The sequence below is a fragment of the Salinirubrum litoreum genome (assembly GCF_020567425.1).
Classification (GTDB): Archaea; Halobacteriota; Halobacteria; order Halobacteriales; family Haloferacaceae; genus Salinirubrum; species Salinirubrum litoreum.
In genome coordinates this window covers 1,496,858-1,512,115 of the sequence record NZ_JAJCVJ010000001.1, presented here as the reverse complement: position 1 = coordinate 1,512,115, position 15,258 = coordinate 1,496,858, and the positions used below count along the sequence as shown (strand labels likewise).

Below are 15,258 nucleotides of genomic sequence, written 5' to 3'. Positions count from 1 at the left end.
CTCCCGCCGTGGGCCGACTCACCGGAGCCAGCCCACCTCGGCGACGGTTCGACAGACAGGCGTCAGACACGGCAGGAAGATTAAAATACCCAGACGCAGATGCGTCGGACGATGAGCAAGATCACGTTCCGAGCGGACGACGACCTCGTCCGCCGTCTGGAGGAGTTCGACGCCTCCAAGAGCGAGGTGATGCGCGAGGCACTGCGCGCGTACCTCGACGCGGAGCGTGGCCCGAGCGAGTCGACTCCGACCGACACGACCGGTGGGACCGGCACGCCCGGGACGACCGACGCGACCACTGCCGAGGAGCCACACCCGGGCAGTCTCGACGCGGTGCTGTCCGACCGTATCGACGAACTGCTCGCCGAGCGACTGGACGCGCGGGAGGCTCCGGTCGGTCACCCGGCGCGGCAGAGCCCTGAGTTCACAGTAAACGTCTCGCTCGACGGCGTCTCCGCACAGAACGCCGACGCGTCCGTCGAGCAGACGACCGACGCCGAGTCGCGTAAGACACGTCCTGCAAACGACGACGAGCGGCCGAAGAACGACCCCGAATCGGCGCGTAAGACGTGTGGGCAGTGTGGCGAAAACATGGGTGCAGAGCACGTCTACTGCCCGAACTGCGGCGAGAAGGCGACCCACCGAGTCTTCTGTGACTGCGGCGACGAACTGCGCTCTGACTGGGCCTTCTGCCCGGGGTGTGGCCGCCGGACGCCGGCGGCCGACGTGCTAGAACGGTCGTAAACAGTCTCGAAACGTCCGCAAACGCCGGAATCGGACGATTGTCTTACGACCGCCGTAATCTTTATAACCCGTCAGTCTGTGATTACGGTCGCGTAAGACGGTCGTCTTACAGACCGGGGCCGCGTGGGATAGCCCTCTCACGTCGTGCGGTTTCGGTGTGTACGACGGTCGCACGGAACGCGCGTGTCGGGTCACCCGGCGCGACACGGCGCGTCCGTCGTACCGTCTTACCGGGGGAATGCAAACCATGGAGCGTGTGACACTACGGATTCCGAAGCAGCAGATCGAGGAGGTCGAACAGATGGTGGAGACGGGAGAGTTCCCGAATCGCTCGGAAGCCATCCGCTCGGCAGTCCGCGAGATGCTCAACGAACAGCGGGAGAACCGCGAGTCGAACAACGGCACGAAGCGTAGCTGGGCCAAGGTGTAACGATGCAGGATATCGTGCAGGACGCCCTCGACAACGCGGAAGCCGAGAAGCGGGAGATGAACGCGGACATGGACGACGACGAGTTCGGGGACCCCCGAATCGTCATCGTCGGCTGTGGTGGTGCCGGCAACAACACGATCAACCGGCTCTACAACATCGGTGTGGAAGGCGCGGAGACGATCGCCATCAACACCGACAAACAGCACCTGAAGATGATCGAAGCCGACACGAAGATCCTGGTCGGCAAGTCGCTCACGCAGGGGCTGGGTGCCGGTGGCGACCCCTCGATGGGGGAGCGCGCCACGGAGATGGCACAGGGGACGGTCAAGGAGGTCATCGGCAACGCCGACCTGGTCTTCGTCACCGCCGGGATGGGTGGCGGGACCGGGACCGGCGCCGCGCCGGTCGTCTCCAAGATCGCCAAAGAGCAGGGTGCGATCGTCGTCGGGATGGTCTCGACGCCGTTCAACGTCGAGCGCGCCCGGACGGTGAAAGCCGAGGAAGGTCTCGAGAAGCTTCGCAACGAGGCCGACTCGATCATCGTCCTCGACAACAACCGCCTGCTCGACTACGTCCCGAACCTGCCCATCGGGAAGGCGTTCTCGGTGATGGACCAGATCATCGCCGAGACCGTCAAGGGGATCTCGGAGACGATCACCCAGCCGAGCCTGATCAACCTCGACTACGCCGACATGTCCACCATCATGAACCAGGGTGGCGTGGCGGTGATGCTCGTCGGGGAGACACAGGACAAGAACAAGACGCAGGAAGTGGTGAACGACGCGATGAACCACCCACTGCTGGACGTGGACTACCGGGGCGCATCCGGCGGTCTCGTCCACATCACGGGTGGCCCGGACCTCACGCTGAAAGAGGCCGAGGGCATCGCGGACAACATCACCGAGCGACTGGAGGCCAGCGCCAACGTGATCTGGGGCGCACGGATCCAGGACGAGTACAAGGGCAAGGTGCGCGTCATGGCGATCATGACGGGCGTCCAGTCCGCGCAGGTACTCGGCCCGAGCACCCAGAAGCAGGCCGACAAGTCCCGCCAGAGCATCGAATCTGCTGACTCGGAGTTCGACGCGAAACAGAACGCGAACTCGTGGCAGTCCGACGGCGGTCGCGAAGAGGTCGAGCAGAACAACGGCCTCGACGTGATCCGCTAGGGCTGTCCGGTCGCGGTGTGCCGACGATGCGGTTTCGGCGGCTTCGACGACTACGACGCCGACGACGCCGGTTCTTTTTGTGTGGTCGATCTGTGAGACGTGTCTGACGAGTACGACGTTTGCGAAGATTCGATTGAGTCGGTCCAATCGGGTGGCGACGACGAGGGGCGAAAGCTCCCGTGAGAGATTGATTCTGCCGAGTGGGTCGCAGACACCGAGGAGTGAAAGCCCCCGTACGATGTGGGTTCTGCTGAATCAGTCGCGGACGACGAGAGGTGAAAGCCCCCGACCGCTCGACCATCCGCGACTTGGGGCGCTCCTCAGTCAGGCGAGCCGGCAAGCCGGCTCGCCTTCCCTCCGGTGCTACCGGCGTCGGGGATGGGTCGAGCGGTCGGCCCCTTTCAGTCCCACCCGGTGGATTCTGCGACGCATCGTGCAACTCGCGGTGGACCAGTCGGATCAGCGCGAGCGTGTCTCTCGCCAGACGTGCGAGGGAGGCTCGCGGGCGGTGCGGAGAGCGAGCCGAGGCTGGGGAGGATTGAGGTGCTGTGCTGTCGCGGTCGAATATTCCGTTTGTACCGGATCGAGTAGCGTTGCTGGTGCTGTCGCGGTTTGCGGTGCTGTCGCAGTTCCGGTCTGTGAATCCATTTCTCTCCCGACAGTAGTCACCACAGTCGAGCACCGACCCCCCGATCCAGCCACAATCGTAGTCTTCACCACCACACCGGTCCCACCACCAGTATGAGCCACTTTCCGGAGTTCGAGGTCGTCCCCGCCGTCGATATGCAAGACGGCGAGGTCGTCCAACTCGTGCAGGGTGAACGCGGGACGGAGAAACGCTACGGCGACCCGGTCGAGGCCGCCGAACGCTGGATCGCCGAGGGCGCACAGAGCCTCCACCTCGTGGACCTCGACGGTGCCTTCGAGGGCGAACGCGAGAACGCGCCCGCAGTCGAGGCCATCCGCGAGGCGGTCGACGTGCCGATCCAACTCGGCGGGGGTATCCGGACGGCCGAGGACGCCATCGACCTCCTCGACCGGGGCGTGGACCGCGTGATCCTCGGGACCGCCGCCGTCGAGACGCCCGAGATCGTCGCCGAGATCAGCGAGGTCCACCCCGACAGCGTGGTCGTGAGCCTCGACGCGAAAGACGGCGAGGTCGTCGTCTCCGGGTGGACTGAGGGCACCGGTCTCGACCCGGCCGAGGCCGCCGAGCGCTACGAGGACCTCGGCGCGGGTGGCATCCTCTTCACCGACGTCGACGTGGAGGGACGACTCGCGGGCGTCAGAACCGAAGGCGTCGAGCGACTGGTCGAGGCGGTCGAGATTCCCGTGATCGCCAGTGGCGGGGTCGCCTCGGTCGACGACGTGCGGGCGCTCCGCGAGGCCGGCGCGAGCGCGGTCGTCGTCGGCACCGCACTCTACGAGGGCCGGTTCACGCTCCGCGAGGCGATGGACGCCTGAACGACCGCAGCCGACTCAGTTCGTCGCGGTCGTTCCCAGTCCCCGGATGAGTACCAGCGCGACGACACAACAGAGACCGACACCGAGCACCATCGCGCCGGGCGACTGCGAGGCGACGAGCAGGCCACCGACGAGGAACGTGTAGACGGTCAACGCCGCCGTCTTCACGCTCGTCAGGATCACGGGAGTCCCCCCGAGTCGGTGCCGTGGCCCGACTCGGCGTGGCCGCCGGCGTACCGGCGGGCGCGGTCGACGAGCGAGACCACGACCAGACAGACTCCGAGTGCGAGCGCCGGAAGCCCGAGCGCGACGCCGACGACCGTCGCTGAGGAACACAGCAGGACGCCACCGGCGAGACTGCTGATCGCCAGGAGATCGGTGCTGACGGTCATACCACCCGATACGACAACTGTTCGCATGAAACCACGGCAGACGGCTGTCGGACGTGCGACTGCCGGAGCGAGCGCCAACGAGACGGCCGAGGGGAGCGCAACCGTCATGGGCCGGGAGCGAGGAGAGGCGGTATGGACCGGACGGCCGCCGTGTCGCGCGAGACGAGCGAGACGGCAATCGACCTGACGCTCGACGTGGACGGCGACGGCGACGCCCGCGTCGACACCGGCATCGGCTTCTTCGACCACATGCTCACCGCCTTCGCCAAGCACGGCCTGTTCGACCTCACCGTCGAGTGTGACGGCGACCTCCACGTCGACGACCACCACACGGTCGAGGACGTGGCGATCGTCCTCGGCGAGGCGTTCGACGAGGCACTCGGCGACAAGCGTGGCATCCGCCGCTTCGCAGACCGGCGCGTCCCGCTGGACGAGGCGGTCGCCTCGGTCGTCGTGGACGTCTCGGGCCGTCCGAGTTTCCACTTCGAGGGCGAGTTCTCACAGGAACGCGTCGGCGAGTTCACGAGTCACATGGGCAAGCACTTCGCGCGCTCGCTGGCGACGAACGCCGGCCTGACGCTCCACGCCGAGGTGACGGGCGAGAACGCCCACCACGAGGTCGAGGCGCTGTTCAAGGGTCTCGCCAGAACGCTGGACGACGCGACCCGACTGGACGAGCGCCGGTCGGACACCCCGAGTACGAAAGGCGATCTCTGAGGCGGACCGGCGCGCGGGTGGCCTCTGCTACTCAGGGTTTCTGCAACTGCCCGTCGGACTCCACCAGCGCCCCGCGCTCGACCAGTCGATCCAGCGACGCCGACACGGTCGACTCCTCCAGTTCGTAGGCGTTCGACGCCAGGTCGACGAACGACTCGCGCTCGACCGGGAACTCCCGATTCTGAAGCAGTCTGACGACCTTCCGGTAGCCGGTCGGCGGGTCGTCTCTGGGTGCGTCTGCGGCGGCGTCGCCGGGAGACGCTTCCTCGCTCGCTGTCTGCGAGTCCTCGGAGGAGTCGTCGCTCGGTGTCTCCGTCTCGTCGGCCGCGGCCTCGTCTTCGCTACCGAGCGCGGCGTCGGAGTCGCCGTCGGTACCACCGAGGCGGGTGTCGTCGGCTTCGTCGTCTGCAGTGTCGGCACTGCCCGAGAACTCGATACCGTCGCCCTGCTCGTCGGTCGCGTCGTCCGACGCCCCGGCGGCGTCCGCGAAGGTTATGCCGCCCGACCCGGTGTCGTCTGTCGACTCGTCGACGTGGTCCGTCGGCGCGAGGGGACTCTCGGCGTCGATGGTGCCGTCGGCGTCGTTCGGCTCGCCGACCTCGGCTGTTCCGGCCGCGTCCTCCTCGGTCGGTGCGGTGTGCTCCGCTGTCGTGTCGTCGTCCACGTCGGCCTCGCCAGTCGCGCCTGCGGTGGCGAGGTCTCGGAGGGGAGCGAGCACGGCGTCGAGCTTTCGCTGGCAGGTCGAGCAGACGACGACCGTCCGCTGGGTGGACTCGTCGGCGAGGGCGGCGGGCACCACGTCGACGGCGGTCAGCGCGTCGCCGATCTCGCCACAGAAGTAGCAGGACTGGAGTTCGGGCATACGACTCGATGCAGGCGGACCGTAGTTGAAACTTCCCGTCGTGCCGTGGGTCCCCGGCACCTCTCTCGTGGAGCCACCGGCAACCACAGTGCTAAGTTCCCGACGGTCCCAGCCCAGGACGAATGTTCGACGAGATCATGGAGAAGTTCGAGGGGAGCCCGAGCCAGCAGGCGGTCATCCGTCTCTTGCTCGAACGCGGCTTCTCGGTGAACGAGGACGGCCGGGTCGTCTCCGGGGGGATCGAGATCCCCAACACCGGCATCGCCCGCGAGATCGGCGTGGACCGCCGGGTCGTGGACTCGACGACCGACGCCATCCTCGACGACCCCGAGTTGACGCGCATCTTCCGGAACATCTCCGCGATCCCGAGTCTGATGGACCTCGCGCCGGTGCTCGACCTCACCGTCCTCACCGTGGGCGTCGCCGACGCCGACGAACCGGGCATCGTCGCACAGGTCACGACGCTGATCGCCGACTACGACATCTCGATCCGCCAGACGATCAGCGAGGACCCGGAGTTCACCGACGACCCCAAACTGTACGTCATCACCGACGAACCGCTCCCGGGCGACCTGCTGAACGCACTCGTCGATCTCGACTTCGTCCGGTCGGTCGAACTGTCGTGACTCGTCCGCCGCTTCCCGACTCCGCCCCCGACCCACTGCCACCCACAGCATGACCGACACATTCCACACCGTCGCCGGCCGCGCCGAGGCACGCTTCGAGGTCCAGGGCTCCGAGTTCGTCGGCTACGTCGCACCGGTCGACACCGTCGAGGCGGCCGAGGCGTTCGTCGCCGAGATCCGCGAGGCACACCCCGACGCGACCCACAACGTCCCCGCGTACCGCGTCCCCGCAGGCGAGCCATCGGCCGACCGCGCGCCCGGCGACGTGATGCTCCGCGAGTACGCGTCGGACGACGGCGAACCGACCGGTTCCGCCGGCAAGCCCGCGCTGAACGTCCTCCAGCAGCGCGATCTCAGAAATCTCGCGGTGGTCGTCACGCGCTACTACGGCGGGACCAACCTCGGCGTCGGCGGTCTCGCGCGAGCCTACTCACGGGCCGTGAAAGAGGCGGTCGACGCGGCCGGCGTCGTCGAGGAAGTCCCCCACGAGCGGTTCACGGCGACCTGCGAGTACGACGACTCCGGGACGGTCCGCGGCATCTTGGAGAGTGAAGGCGTCGAGTTCGAAGCCAGCTACGAGTCCGACGTGTCGTTCGCCGTGCGCGTGCCGGTCGCCGAGGCCGACGCCCTCCGGGACCGCCTCCGGAGTGCGACGAGCGGGCGTGTCGAACTCGACTGAGCGAGGCGGCACGACCCGGCTCCCACGTCCGGACGTTTATGCCGGAAGCCGGGACCACCTCGCGTCGTGTTCGGATTCCTCACGCGACTCGTCCGTACGGCCCTCGCGGCTGCCGGTCTCGCCTTCTCGGTTCTCTGCGTCTTGCCGAGTGGCGAGCGGATGAACGTCTCGCTGGAGTGTCTCCTGCTCCACGCCGACCCGTTCGTCGAGACGACGCTGGGACTGTTCGTCTTCGGACTCGCTTACGAACTCATGCTGGAGCGGTGACCGGCCGCAGAAGCGAGTGAGGGTGGCGTTACCGCGACGCCGCCGTGATCGCCTGATCCAGATCGGCGACGATGTCGTCGGCGTCCTCGATGCCGACCGACAGGCGCACCATGTCGTCGGTGACGCCGGCCGCCTGCTTCTCCTCGTCGGTCAACTGCTGGTGGGTGGTCGAGGCGGGGTGGATGACGAGCGTCTTCGCGTCGCCGACGTTCGCCAGCAGCGAGGCGAGTTCGACGCCCTCGACGGTCCCCTTCGCGGCCTCGTAGCCGCCGGCGAGTCCGAAGGCGATCATGCCGCCGTAGCCGCCGTCGAGGTACTCGGAGGCCTCCGCGTGCGTCTCGTGGGACGCCAGGCCGGGGTAGTCGACCCACGCGACCTGCGGGTGGTCCTCGAGGAACTCCGCGACGACCTGCGCGTTCGCACAGTGACGCTCCATCCGCATCGGGAGCGACTCCAGTTTCTGGAGGGTGACCCACGCGTCGAACGGCGACTGGCTGTTTCCGAGGTCACGCAGGCCGCGGGCGATGGCGGCGTAGGTGAACGCGGCCTGGCCGAACCGCTCCTCGAAGTTGACGCCGTGGTAGGCCGGGTTCGGCTTGGCGATCTCGGGGTAGTCGTCGGCGTACTCCGCCCACGGGAACGACCCGCCGTCGATGAGTGCGCCGCCGACCGTCGACCCGGACCCGGTGAGCCACTTCGTCGTGGAGTCCCAGACGAGGTCCGCGCCGTGTTCGAGCGGGCGGCAGAGGTACGGGGTGGCGAAGGTGTTGTCCACGAACAGCGGCGTCCCGTGTTCGTGGGCGATGTCGGCGATCTGCTGGATGTCCGGCGTGACCAAGGCGGGGTTGCCGATGGTCTCTAAGTGGACGTAGGCGGTGTCCTCGTCGATTGCCTCGGCGTAGGCGTCGTAGTCCAGGGTGTCCACGAACCGCGTCGAGACGCCCCGGCGCTCGACGGTGTGGGTGAGGTAGGTGTAGGTGCCGCCGTACAGCGACGAGGAGGAGACGATGTTGTCGCCCGCTTCGGCCAGCAGGAAGTTGGCGAGGTCGAAGGAGGCCATCCCGGAGGCGGTCGCGGCCGCGCCGATGCCGCCTTCGAGCGAGGCGAGTCGCTCCTGCAACATCCCGACGGTCGGGTTCATCAGCCGCGAGTAGATGTGGCCCTCCTTCTCTAAGGCGAACTGCTTCGCGGCGTCCTCCGCGTCGTCGAAGACGTAGGAGGTCGTCTGGTAGATGGGTGGTGCCCGCGCTCCGGTGGCGGGGTCCGGTTCCTGTCCGGCGTGGAGACTGCGTGTGGCGAATCCCGGTTGCTCGTCGTCGTCTGCCATACGCGGGCTTCGGCGTCGCTGCGGGTAAAGGTAGTCGTCCTGTGCAGGTTCTGCCGACAGCCGTGACGCGAGGTGACCGCCGTCTGATGCTGACGCTCACCCCGAGAACAGACTGTTGTGGACCGGCGCGAAGTCGCTCTCGTCGTCCTCGTCGCTCTCCACCGTGTCGGTCACCGACCGCCCGGCGAGTCCCGAATCGAGGAAGTCACGCAGTGGCGGGCCGACCTTCTCCGGTTCGACGAGGAAGGCGTCGTGGCCGTGGTCCGAGTCGATCACGTGGTGGGCGACACCCACGTCCGAGGTCCGGAACGCCTCGGCCAACTCCTCTGCTTGGTCGGTCGTGAAGTGCCAGTCGCCCGTGAAGGACATCACCAGCGCCTCGCCCTCGAAGGCGGCGAGTGCGTCGGCGTCCGACTCGTACCCCTCCGAGAGGTCGAAGTCGTCCATCGCTCGCGTCAGATAGAGGTAGCTGTTGGCGTCGAAGCGCTCCACGAAGCGCTCGGCGTTGTAGTCGAGGTACGACTCCACGTCGCGGTACGGGAAGAAGCCCGCCGCCGGATCGGAGGGGAACGTGTCCCTGATGGCGTCCCGCCCGGCCGAGCGCCGGCCGAACTTGTCCGCCATCGACGCCTTCGAGAGGTACATCACGTGCCCGAGTTGGCGGGCCAGCGCGAGTCCGTCGTCCGGTGTCTCGCCGGTGCCGTAGTACGCCCCGCCCTGCCAGTTCGGGTCGGTGGTGATCGCTCGCCGGGCGATGGCGTCGATGGCGAGACACTGCGGGTCGAGTCGCGCGGCGGTGGCGACCGGGACGATCAGGTCGGCGTCGTCCGGGTAGCGGGCCGCCCAGTCGAGGACGTTCATCCCGCCGACGCTCCCCCCGACGACCGCGCGGAGACGACCGACGCCGAGGTGATCGAGCAGGCGGCGCTGTGCGCGACTCCAGTCGCCGACCGTCACCGGCGGGAAGTCGGTCCCGTAGGGATCGCCGTCCGGACCCTCGCTGGCGGGACCGCTGGTGCCGTAACAGGAACCGGGGACGTTCGCACAGACCACGTAGTAGTCGTTCGTGTCGATGGCCTTCCCCGGGCCGACGATGTCGTTCCACCACGCGCGGGCCTGTCCACTCGTCTCGCTCCCGCCGCCCGCGAACCCGGCGACGTGCTGGCTCCCGGTCAGGGCGTGACAGACGAGGACCGCGTTGTCGCCGTCGAACTCGCCGTAGGTCTCGTAGGCGACCCGGAGGTCGTCGATGGCCTGCCCGCACTCGAAGGTGAACGCGCCGAGGTCGGCGCTGTCGCGGGTCGTCATGTTGTCGTGTCGTCGGGCGCGTCCCCCGTGGTGCTTTCGGTCCCGCCGGCCACGCCCGCTGGACCGTCGCTGTCGGTCGCCGACGCGATACCCTGCCGGAGGTCGGCGATCACGTCCTCCGCGCTCTCGATGCCGACCGACAGGCGGAGCATGTCTGGCTGGACGCCCGCCTCGCGCTGCTGGTTGGGCGAGAGTTGCGCGTGGGTGGTCGACGCCGGGTGGATGATCAGTGTCTTCGCGTCGCCGACGTTGGCGAGGAAACTGGCGAGGTCCGTCTCCTCACACAGTCGCCGGCCGGCGTCGTAGCCGCCGTCGAGGCCGAAGGTGAGCATCCCGCCGAAGTCCGCGAGATATTCGGCGGCGTTCTCGTGGGTCGGGTGGTCGTCCAGTCCGGGGTAGGTGACCCACGCCACGTCCTCGTGGTCTCGGAGGAACTCGGCGACGAGGTGGGCGTTCTCGCAGTGGCGGTCCATCCGCAGGGGGAGCGTCTCCAGGCCCTGCATCGTCTGCCAGGCGTCGAAGGGCGACTGGCCGTTGCCGAGACTCCGGACCGACCGGAAGCGCGCGGCCGCCGCGAGCGGGGCGTCCGGAAAGCGCTCCGAGAAGTCCACGTCGTGGTACGCCGGGTTGTCGCCGGCGACCTCGGGGTAGTCGGCCTGTTCCCACGGGAACGACCCGCCGTCGATCAGCGCGCCGCCGATGGTGGTGCCGTGGCCGTGGATCCACTTCGTCGTGGACTCCCAGACGAGGTCGGCCCCGTGTTCCAGCGGCCGACAGAGGTAGGGCGTGGCGAAGGTGTTGTCGACGAACAGCGGTGCGCCCTGCGCGTGGGCGACCTCGGCGAGTCGCTCGAAGTCCGGCGTGACGAGCGAGGGGTTCGCCAGCGTCTCGGCGTGGACGAACGCGGTGTCGGCGTCGATGGCGTCGGCGTAGGCGTCGTAGTCGAGCGTGTCGACGATGCGGGTCTCGATGCCCCGGCGCGTCGCCATCTTCTCGAAGTAGGTCTGCGTCCCGCCGTACATGTCGGCCGAGGCGACGACGTTGTCGCCGACCTCGGCGAGGACGGTCGTCGCGGCGTCGAGTGCGGCCATCCCGGAGGCCGTGGCGACCGCGCCGGTCCCGCCCGAGAGGTCCGCCAGTCTGACTTCCAACTGTCGGACGGTCGGGTTCGAGATGCGCGAGTAGATGTCGCCGTCCGCTTCGAGGGCGTAGAGGTCGGCGGCGTAGTCGGCGTCCTCGAAGACGTAGGAGGTGGTCTGGTAGATCGGCGGGGCGCGCGACCCGGTGGCGGGGTCGGGGTCCTGCCCGGCGTGTAGACTTCGGGTGTTGAAGCCTCGTCTCATGTGTCTCGTGCATATATCTCCAGTCGGATATAACTCCCAGTCACGGCAATGCGTGCCGCGCGTGTTGGCGTGGGGCACGATCCGGCTCGAAGCCGACGGGAGACACGCAGGGAGTGAGTCAGGGCTCGGCCAGCACCACGTCGTCGGCCTCCGGCCCGGCCGGGAACGGATCGGGGGAGAACGACCGCCAGTCGGCGAGTTCCGCGTCGGTCAGCAGGGCGTCGTCCAGTGCCGCGACGATCGCGTCCTCGTCGACACCGGTGCCGATGAAGACGAGGCCGGTCCGGCGGTCGCCCCACTCCTCGTCCCAGTCGAGGTCCGACCGGTTCGACCGGTACAACTGCTGGTCGAGTTCGGGCATCTCGGCGATCCACTGGCCGGTGGCCGTCACACGTGCCGAGGGACCGGCCTGACTGAACACCTGCTGCTGGTCGCTCCCGGCGATCCAGCAGGTGCCCTTCGACCGGACGACGGTCGCGGGCAGGTCGCCGAGGACTTCGGCGACCCGTTCGGGGTGGAAGGGCCGGCGTCGCCGGTAGGTGAACGAGGAGACGCCGTACTCCTCCGGCGGGTGCCGGTGGTCGGCGTGGTCGTGGGTCGCGTCGATATCCTCGTCGTGGTCGGTGTGGCTCTCTGCCGTCTCCTCGCCGTGGTCGTGCTCCGCCTCGTCCAGTGCGCGCTTCCAGCCGGCGGTCTCGCCCATCCGACCCACGTCGAACAGGCCGGTGCCGAGCAGGCGGTCGGGGTCGACCGCGCTGTGGGTCGTCCGGACGATCTCGGCCTCTGGCTGGAGTGCCCGAAGCAGGTCCTCGACGCGATCCAGTTCGGCGTCGCCGAGCAGGTCACACTTGTTCAACAGGAGCACGTCGGCGTACTCGATCTGCTCGACGAGGAGATCGGAGAGCGGCCGGGTGCCGTCCTCGTCCGGCCCGCGCTTCTCCACCTCGTCCGCGACCGGTTCGCCGGTGCCGGCCGTGTCGTCCTCCGTCGTCGAGTCGTCGGTCGCCGACTCACTGCCACCGCTCCCGACGAACGACTCGTAGAAGAGACGTGAATCGACCACGGTCGCCAGCGTGTCCACCTCGTACAGTGCGGCGGCCTGCGACCCGGTGGTGAACAGCCGAGCGATGGGGGCCGGTTCGGAGATCCCCGACGCTTCCACGACGAGGTGGGTGAAGTCTCGCTCGCGCGCGAGACGGACGACCTCGGTGTTCAGGTCGTCCTGCAGGCCACAGCAGATACAGCCGTTCGACAGTTCCGCCACGCCGTCGTCCACGTCGAGTTCCGACCCGTCGGCGATGAGGTCGGCGTCGACGTTGATCTCGCCCACGTCGTTGACGAGGACGGCGATCTCCCGGCCCGCGTTCCGGAGCAGGTGGTTGACCAGTGTCGTCTTGCCCGCGCCGAGACTGCCCGAGAGGATCGTCACCGGAATCGCGTCGCTCATGTCGGTCGCACGGGTCCCGGTCGGCTTAAGTCTCCGTCCTCCGGCGACCGCCGGCCGCGACCTCAGTCGGACGCCCGGCGCGGCCCGTCGGCCTCGCAGACGACGTACCGCCCGCCGGTCGTCCGCTGGAGTCGCCCGGCACGCAGGAGTCGTTCACACCGGCGTTCGACCGCGACGGGGTGGGCGTCGAGGCGACGGGCCAGTTCCGGGGCGGTCGCGGGGCCGGTCTCCGCGAGCAGTTCGGGCACCGTGTCGAGACGCTCGGTCACGGATAGTGTGTGGTGTGTCGACACCTTCCGTACACCGCCGCAGCCCTGTGGCCTTTCAAGACGAGTGGCGCCACCGCCCGTGGGATTCGAGTCGAGTACGGTCCAGCCGGTCGTCTTCGAGTCGAGTGGCGTCACTGCCCGGTACGCCGGCGAGGCGTGGACGACGACCACAGCTATTTCCCCATCTCCGCCGAACTCCGGTCGTGACACCGGACGACACAGACGACCGCTCCGAACGCGAGAAGATGCTCGCCGGCGACCTCTACGACCCGATGGTCCCGGACCTCGTAGCCCGCCGGGAGGCGGCCGCCGAGTGGACCCGCCGGTTCAACACGACCGACCCGACCGACGCGGCCGGTCGCGCCGACCTCCTCGCCGAGTGGTTCGGCTCCGTGGGCGACCGCGTGACCGTCGAACCGCCCTTCCGGTGTGACTACGGCGAGCAGATCCACGTCGGCGACGACTTCTTCGCCAACTACGGCTGTGTCTTCCTCGACGTCTGCCGGATCGAGTTCGGCGACGACTGCCTGCTGGGACCGGGTGTCCACGTCTACACCGCGACGCATCCACTGGACGCCGAGTCCCGCAGGACGCGACTGGAGTACGGCAAACCGGTCACGGTCGGCGACGAGGTGTGGGTCGGCGGCCGGGCCGTCCTCAATCCGGGTGTGACGGTGGGCGACAGAGCGATGGTCGCCAGCGGTGCGGTCGTCACCGACGACGTGCCGAGCGACTGCGTGGTGCAGGGGAACCCCGCCGAGGTCGTGAAGCGACTCGATCCGCCGGCGTGAATCCGGGCGCGTCGACTCGCCCCGGGGGTCGACACGGGTCGGTGTCGGCGACACCGCGACACCACCGCACCGAGCGACACGTTTTTCTCCCGGAGCAGTCGAGTGTGTGAGTACATGACACTGGCGGACAGGATCGACCGGTTCCGGGCGGTGCTCGACGAGTGGCTCCGGGGGCTCTACCACGGGATGATCTCGCACCCGGCCTACGAGAAGATCGAACAGGAGGCCGAGGACGTGATGGACACGTTCATGCTCGCGTGTTTCCCGGACGCCTTCGGCATCCCGAGTCCCGTCTCGTACTACACCGCCGAACTGCTCCCGTACCTCGACGACGAGTTCGAGGCGTGGGAACGGCGGATGTGGGACCGGGGGAGCGTCCTCGAACGCAAGGGCCACCAGTACCACTTCTGATATGGAGAAGTTCGTCTTCTTCGGCGGGAAGGGTGGTGTCGGCAAGACCACGGTCTCCAGCGCCTACGCGCTGAAGTGCGCGAACGCGGACCAGCAGACGCTGGTCGTCTCGACCGACCCGGCACACAGCACCTCGGACGTGTTCGACCAGCAGTTCGACGACGACCCTCGGCCGGTCGACGGCGTCGACAACCTCCACGCGATGGAGATCGACCCCGACGAGGAGGTCGAAGAACACCTCATGGAGACGAAACGCGCCCTCGGCGATCAGGTGAGTCCGGCGCTCGTCAACGAGATCGACCGGCAGATCGAGATGGCCCACCAGACGCCCGGCGCGTACGAGTCGGCGCTGTTCGACCGCTTCGTCGACGTGATGCGCGACAGCGACGACTACGACCGGGTCGTCTTCGACACCTCGCCGACCGGCGGGACCCTGCGACTGCTCTCGCTCCCGGAGTTCCTGCAGGGGTGGATCGACCGTCTGCTCGCCAAGCGCCAGCAGAGCGTGAAACTGTTCGAGCGCGCCGCGATCGGCAACCAGGAGCCACGGCGGATGCTCGACGGCGACCCGATCATCGCCCGACTGCAGGCACGGAAAGAGCTGTTCGAGTACGCCGAGGAGACCCTGCGCGAGCAGGCGAGTTTCTTCCTCGTCCTGAACCCGGACACCCTCTCGATCCGGGAGACGGAGCGCGCCGTCGCGGGTCTGTCGGAGTACGACCTCGCCGTCGAGGGGTTGGTCGTCAACCGCCTCACGCCGGCGCCGGACGACGACGAGCAGGGTCGCGGCGCGCGCTACCTCCGGGACCGCGTGGCGACCGAGCAGGACCGACTGGCGACGATCCGGAGTCGCTTCGAGGTGCCACTGGTCGCCGCCATCGAGACCCGGGTCGCCGAGGTTCGCGGGGACCTCTTACGGGAGGTCGCCGCCGAACTCGACGTGTCGGTCGCCCCGGACGCGACCGCCTCCGACTGAGGGGGCGCTCCTGCGACCCCGCGTGACTCGCTCCGG

19 protein-coding genes are annotated in these 15,258 nt (G+C 68.2%); 11 read left to right on the top strand and 8 right to left on the bottom strand.

The genetic code is table 11. The annotated features are described in order from the left end of the window. Positions 1–111 precede the first annotated feature (111 nt). From LI337_RS07655 to hisA, 4 genes are all read left to right on the top strand, one after another. Entirely contained in the window at positions 112–744 is a 633-nt protein-coding gene (locus LI337_RS07655; RefSeq protein WP_227229214.1) for a CopG family transcriptional regulator, read from the top strand. Between the two features lie 247 nt (positions 745–991). Further along, positions 992–1,174: a ribbon-helix-helix domain-containing protein gene (locus LI337_RS07650; protein ID WP_227229213.1), complete on the top strand. Its 183-nt coding sequence runs from the start codon at positions 992–994 to the stop codon at positions 1,172–1,174. A gap of 2 nt (positions 1,175–1,176) precedes the next feature. Continuing rightward, positions 1,177–2,343 carry a cell division protein FtsZ gene (ftsZ, locus tag LI337_RS07645; RefSeq protein WP_227229212.1) on the top strand — a complete coding sequence of 389 codons (1,167 nt, stop codon included), beginning with the start codon at positions 1,177–1,179 and terminating at the stop codon, positions 2,341–2,343. A 741-nt stretch (positions 2,344–3,084) separates the two neighbouring features. Next, the gene (gene hisA, locus LI337_RS07640) at positions 3,085–3,807 is read left to right on the top strand and encodes a 1-(5-phosphoribosyl)-5-[(5-phosphoribosylamino)methylideneamino]imidazole-4-carboxamide isomerase (RefSeq protein ID WP_227229211.1); all 723 of its coding nucleotides are present in this window, start codon (positions 3,085–3,087) and stop codon (positions 3,805–3,807) included. A 15-nt stretch (positions 3,808–3,822) separates the two neighbouring features. Here hisA and LI337_RS07635 read toward each other — a convergent pair whose 3' ends face one another. Both LI337_RS07635 and LI337_RS07630 read right to left on the bottom strand, forming a co-directional pair. Further along, entirely contained in the window at positions 3,823–3,990 is a 168-nt protein-coding gene (locus LI337_RS07635) for a hypothetical protein (RefSeq protein WP_227229210.1), read from the bottom strand. After that, entirely contained in the window at positions 3,987–4,199 is a 213-nt protein-coding gene (locus LI337_RS07630) for a hypothetical protein (protein ID WP_227229209.1), read from the bottom strand. Before LI337_RS07630 ends, LI337_RS07635 begins: the two co-directional genes overlap by 4 nt. 132 nt (positions 4,200–4,331) lie before the next feature. Between LI337_RS07630 and hisB the strand changes: the two genes are divergently transcribed. After that, complete coding sequence (gene hisB, locus LI337_RS07625) at positions 4,332–4,916, top strand: imidazoleglycerol-phosphate dehydratase HisB (RefSeq protein WP_227229208.1); 585 nt, start codon at positions 4,332–4,334, stop codon at positions 4,914–4,916. Between the two features lie 31 nt (positions 4,917–4,947). Here hisB and LI337_RS07620 read toward each other — a convergent pair whose 3' ends face one another. Beyond that, positions 4,948–5,778, bottom strand: coding sequence for a hypothetical protein (locus tag LI337_RS07620; protein WP_227229207.1), 831 nt, complete (start codon positions 5,776–5,778; stop codon positions 4,948–4,950). Positions 5,779–5,900: 122 nt separating this feature from the next. Here LI337_RS07620 and trpY point away from each other — a divergent pair, with 122 nt between their 5' ends. The 3 genes from trpY (at position 5,901) to LI337_RS07605 (ending at position 7,350) form a co-directional block, all read left to right on the top strand. Continuing rightward, complete coding sequence (trpY, locus tag LI337_RS07615; RefSeq protein WP_227229206.1) at positions 5,901–6,404, top strand: TrpY family transcription regulator; 504 nt, start codon at positions 5,901–5,903, stop codon at positions 6,402–6,404. Between the two features lie 49 nt (positions 6,405–6,453). After that, on the top strand, positions 6,454–7,083 hold the full coding sequence (locus LI337_RS07610) for an IMPACT family protein (protein ID WP_227229205.1): 630 nt from the start codon (positions 6,454–6,456) through the stop codon (positions 7,081–7,083). A gap of 66 nt (positions 7,084–7,149) precedes the next feature. Beyond that, complete coding sequence (locus LI337_RS07605; protein ID WP_227229204.1) at positions 7,150–7,350, top strand: hypothetical protein; 201 nt, start codon at positions 7,150–7,152, stop codon at positions 7,348–7,350. A 28-nt stretch (positions 7,351–7,378) separates the two neighbouring features. On the opposite strand, the gene LI337_RS07600 is transcribed toward LI337_RS07605, so the two are convergent. From LI337_RS07600 to LI337_RS07580, 5 genes are all read right to left on the bottom strand, one after another. Beyond that, complete coding sequence (locus tag LI337_RS07600) at positions 7,379–8,677, bottom strand: O-acetylhomoserine aminocarboxypropyltransferase/cysteine synthase family protein (RefSeq protein ID WP_227229203.1); 1,299 nt, start codon at positions 8,675–8,677, stop codon at positions 7,379–7,381. A 96-nt stretch (positions 8,678–8,773) separates the two neighbouring features. Continuing rightward, the gene (gene metX, locus LI337_RS07595) at positions 8,774–9,985 is read right to left on the bottom strand and encodes a homoserine O-acetyltransferase MetX (protein WP_227229202.1); all 1,212 of its coding nucleotides are present in this window, start codon (positions 9,983–9,985) and stop codon (positions 8,774–8,776) included. Then, the gene (locus LI337_RS07590; protein WP_227229201.1) at positions 9,982–11,328 is read right to left on the bottom strand and encodes an O-acetylhomoserine aminocarboxypropyltransferase/cysteine synthase family protein; all 1,347 of its coding nucleotides are present in this window, start codon (positions 11,326–11,328) and stop codon (positions 9,982–9,984) included. The genes metX and LI337_RS07590 overlap by 4 nt, the downstream gene beginning before the upstream one ends. 118 nt (positions 11,329–11,446) lie before the next feature. Beyond that, positions 11,447–12,775 carry a GTP-binding protein gene (locus LI337_RS07585; protein ID WP_227229200.1) on the bottom strand — a complete coding sequence of 443 codons (1,329 nt, stop codon included), beginning with the start codon at positions 12,773–12,775 and terminating at the stop codon, positions 11,447–11,449. 62 nt (positions 12,776–12,837) lie between these two features. Further along, positions 12,838–13,023: a helix-turn-helix domain-containing protein gene (locus LI337_RS07580; protein WP_227229199.1), complete on the bottom strand. Its 186-nt coding sequence runs from the start codon at positions 13,021–13,023 to the stop codon at positions 12,838–12,840. A gap of 266 nt (positions 13,024–13,289) precedes the next feature. Here LI337_RS07580 and LI337_RS07575 point away from each other — a divergent pair, with 266 nt between their 5' ends. The 3 genes from LI337_RS07575 (at position 13,290) to LI337_RS07565 (ending at position 15,222) form a co-directional block, all read left to right on the top strand. After that, the gene (locus LI337_RS07575; protein ID WP_227229436.1) at positions 13,290–13,835 is read left to right on the top strand and encodes a sugar O-acetyltransferase; all 546 of its coding nucleotides are present in this window, start codon (positions 13,290–13,292) and stop codon (positions 13,833–13,835) included. 114 nt (positions 13,836–13,949) lie between these two features. Next, positions 13,950–14,246, top strand: coding sequence for a DUF7990 family protein (locus tag LI337_RS07570; protein WP_227229198.1), 297 nt, complete (start codon positions 13,950–13,952; stop codon positions 14,244–14,246). A gap of 1 nt (position 14,247) precedes the next feature. After that, complete coding sequence (locus LI337_RS07565) at positions 14,248–15,222, top strand: ArsA family ATPase (protein ID WP_227229197.1); 975 nt, start codon at positions 14,248–14,250, stop codon at positions 15,220–15,222. The last annotated feature ends 36 nt before the right edge of the window (positions 15,223–15,258 follow it).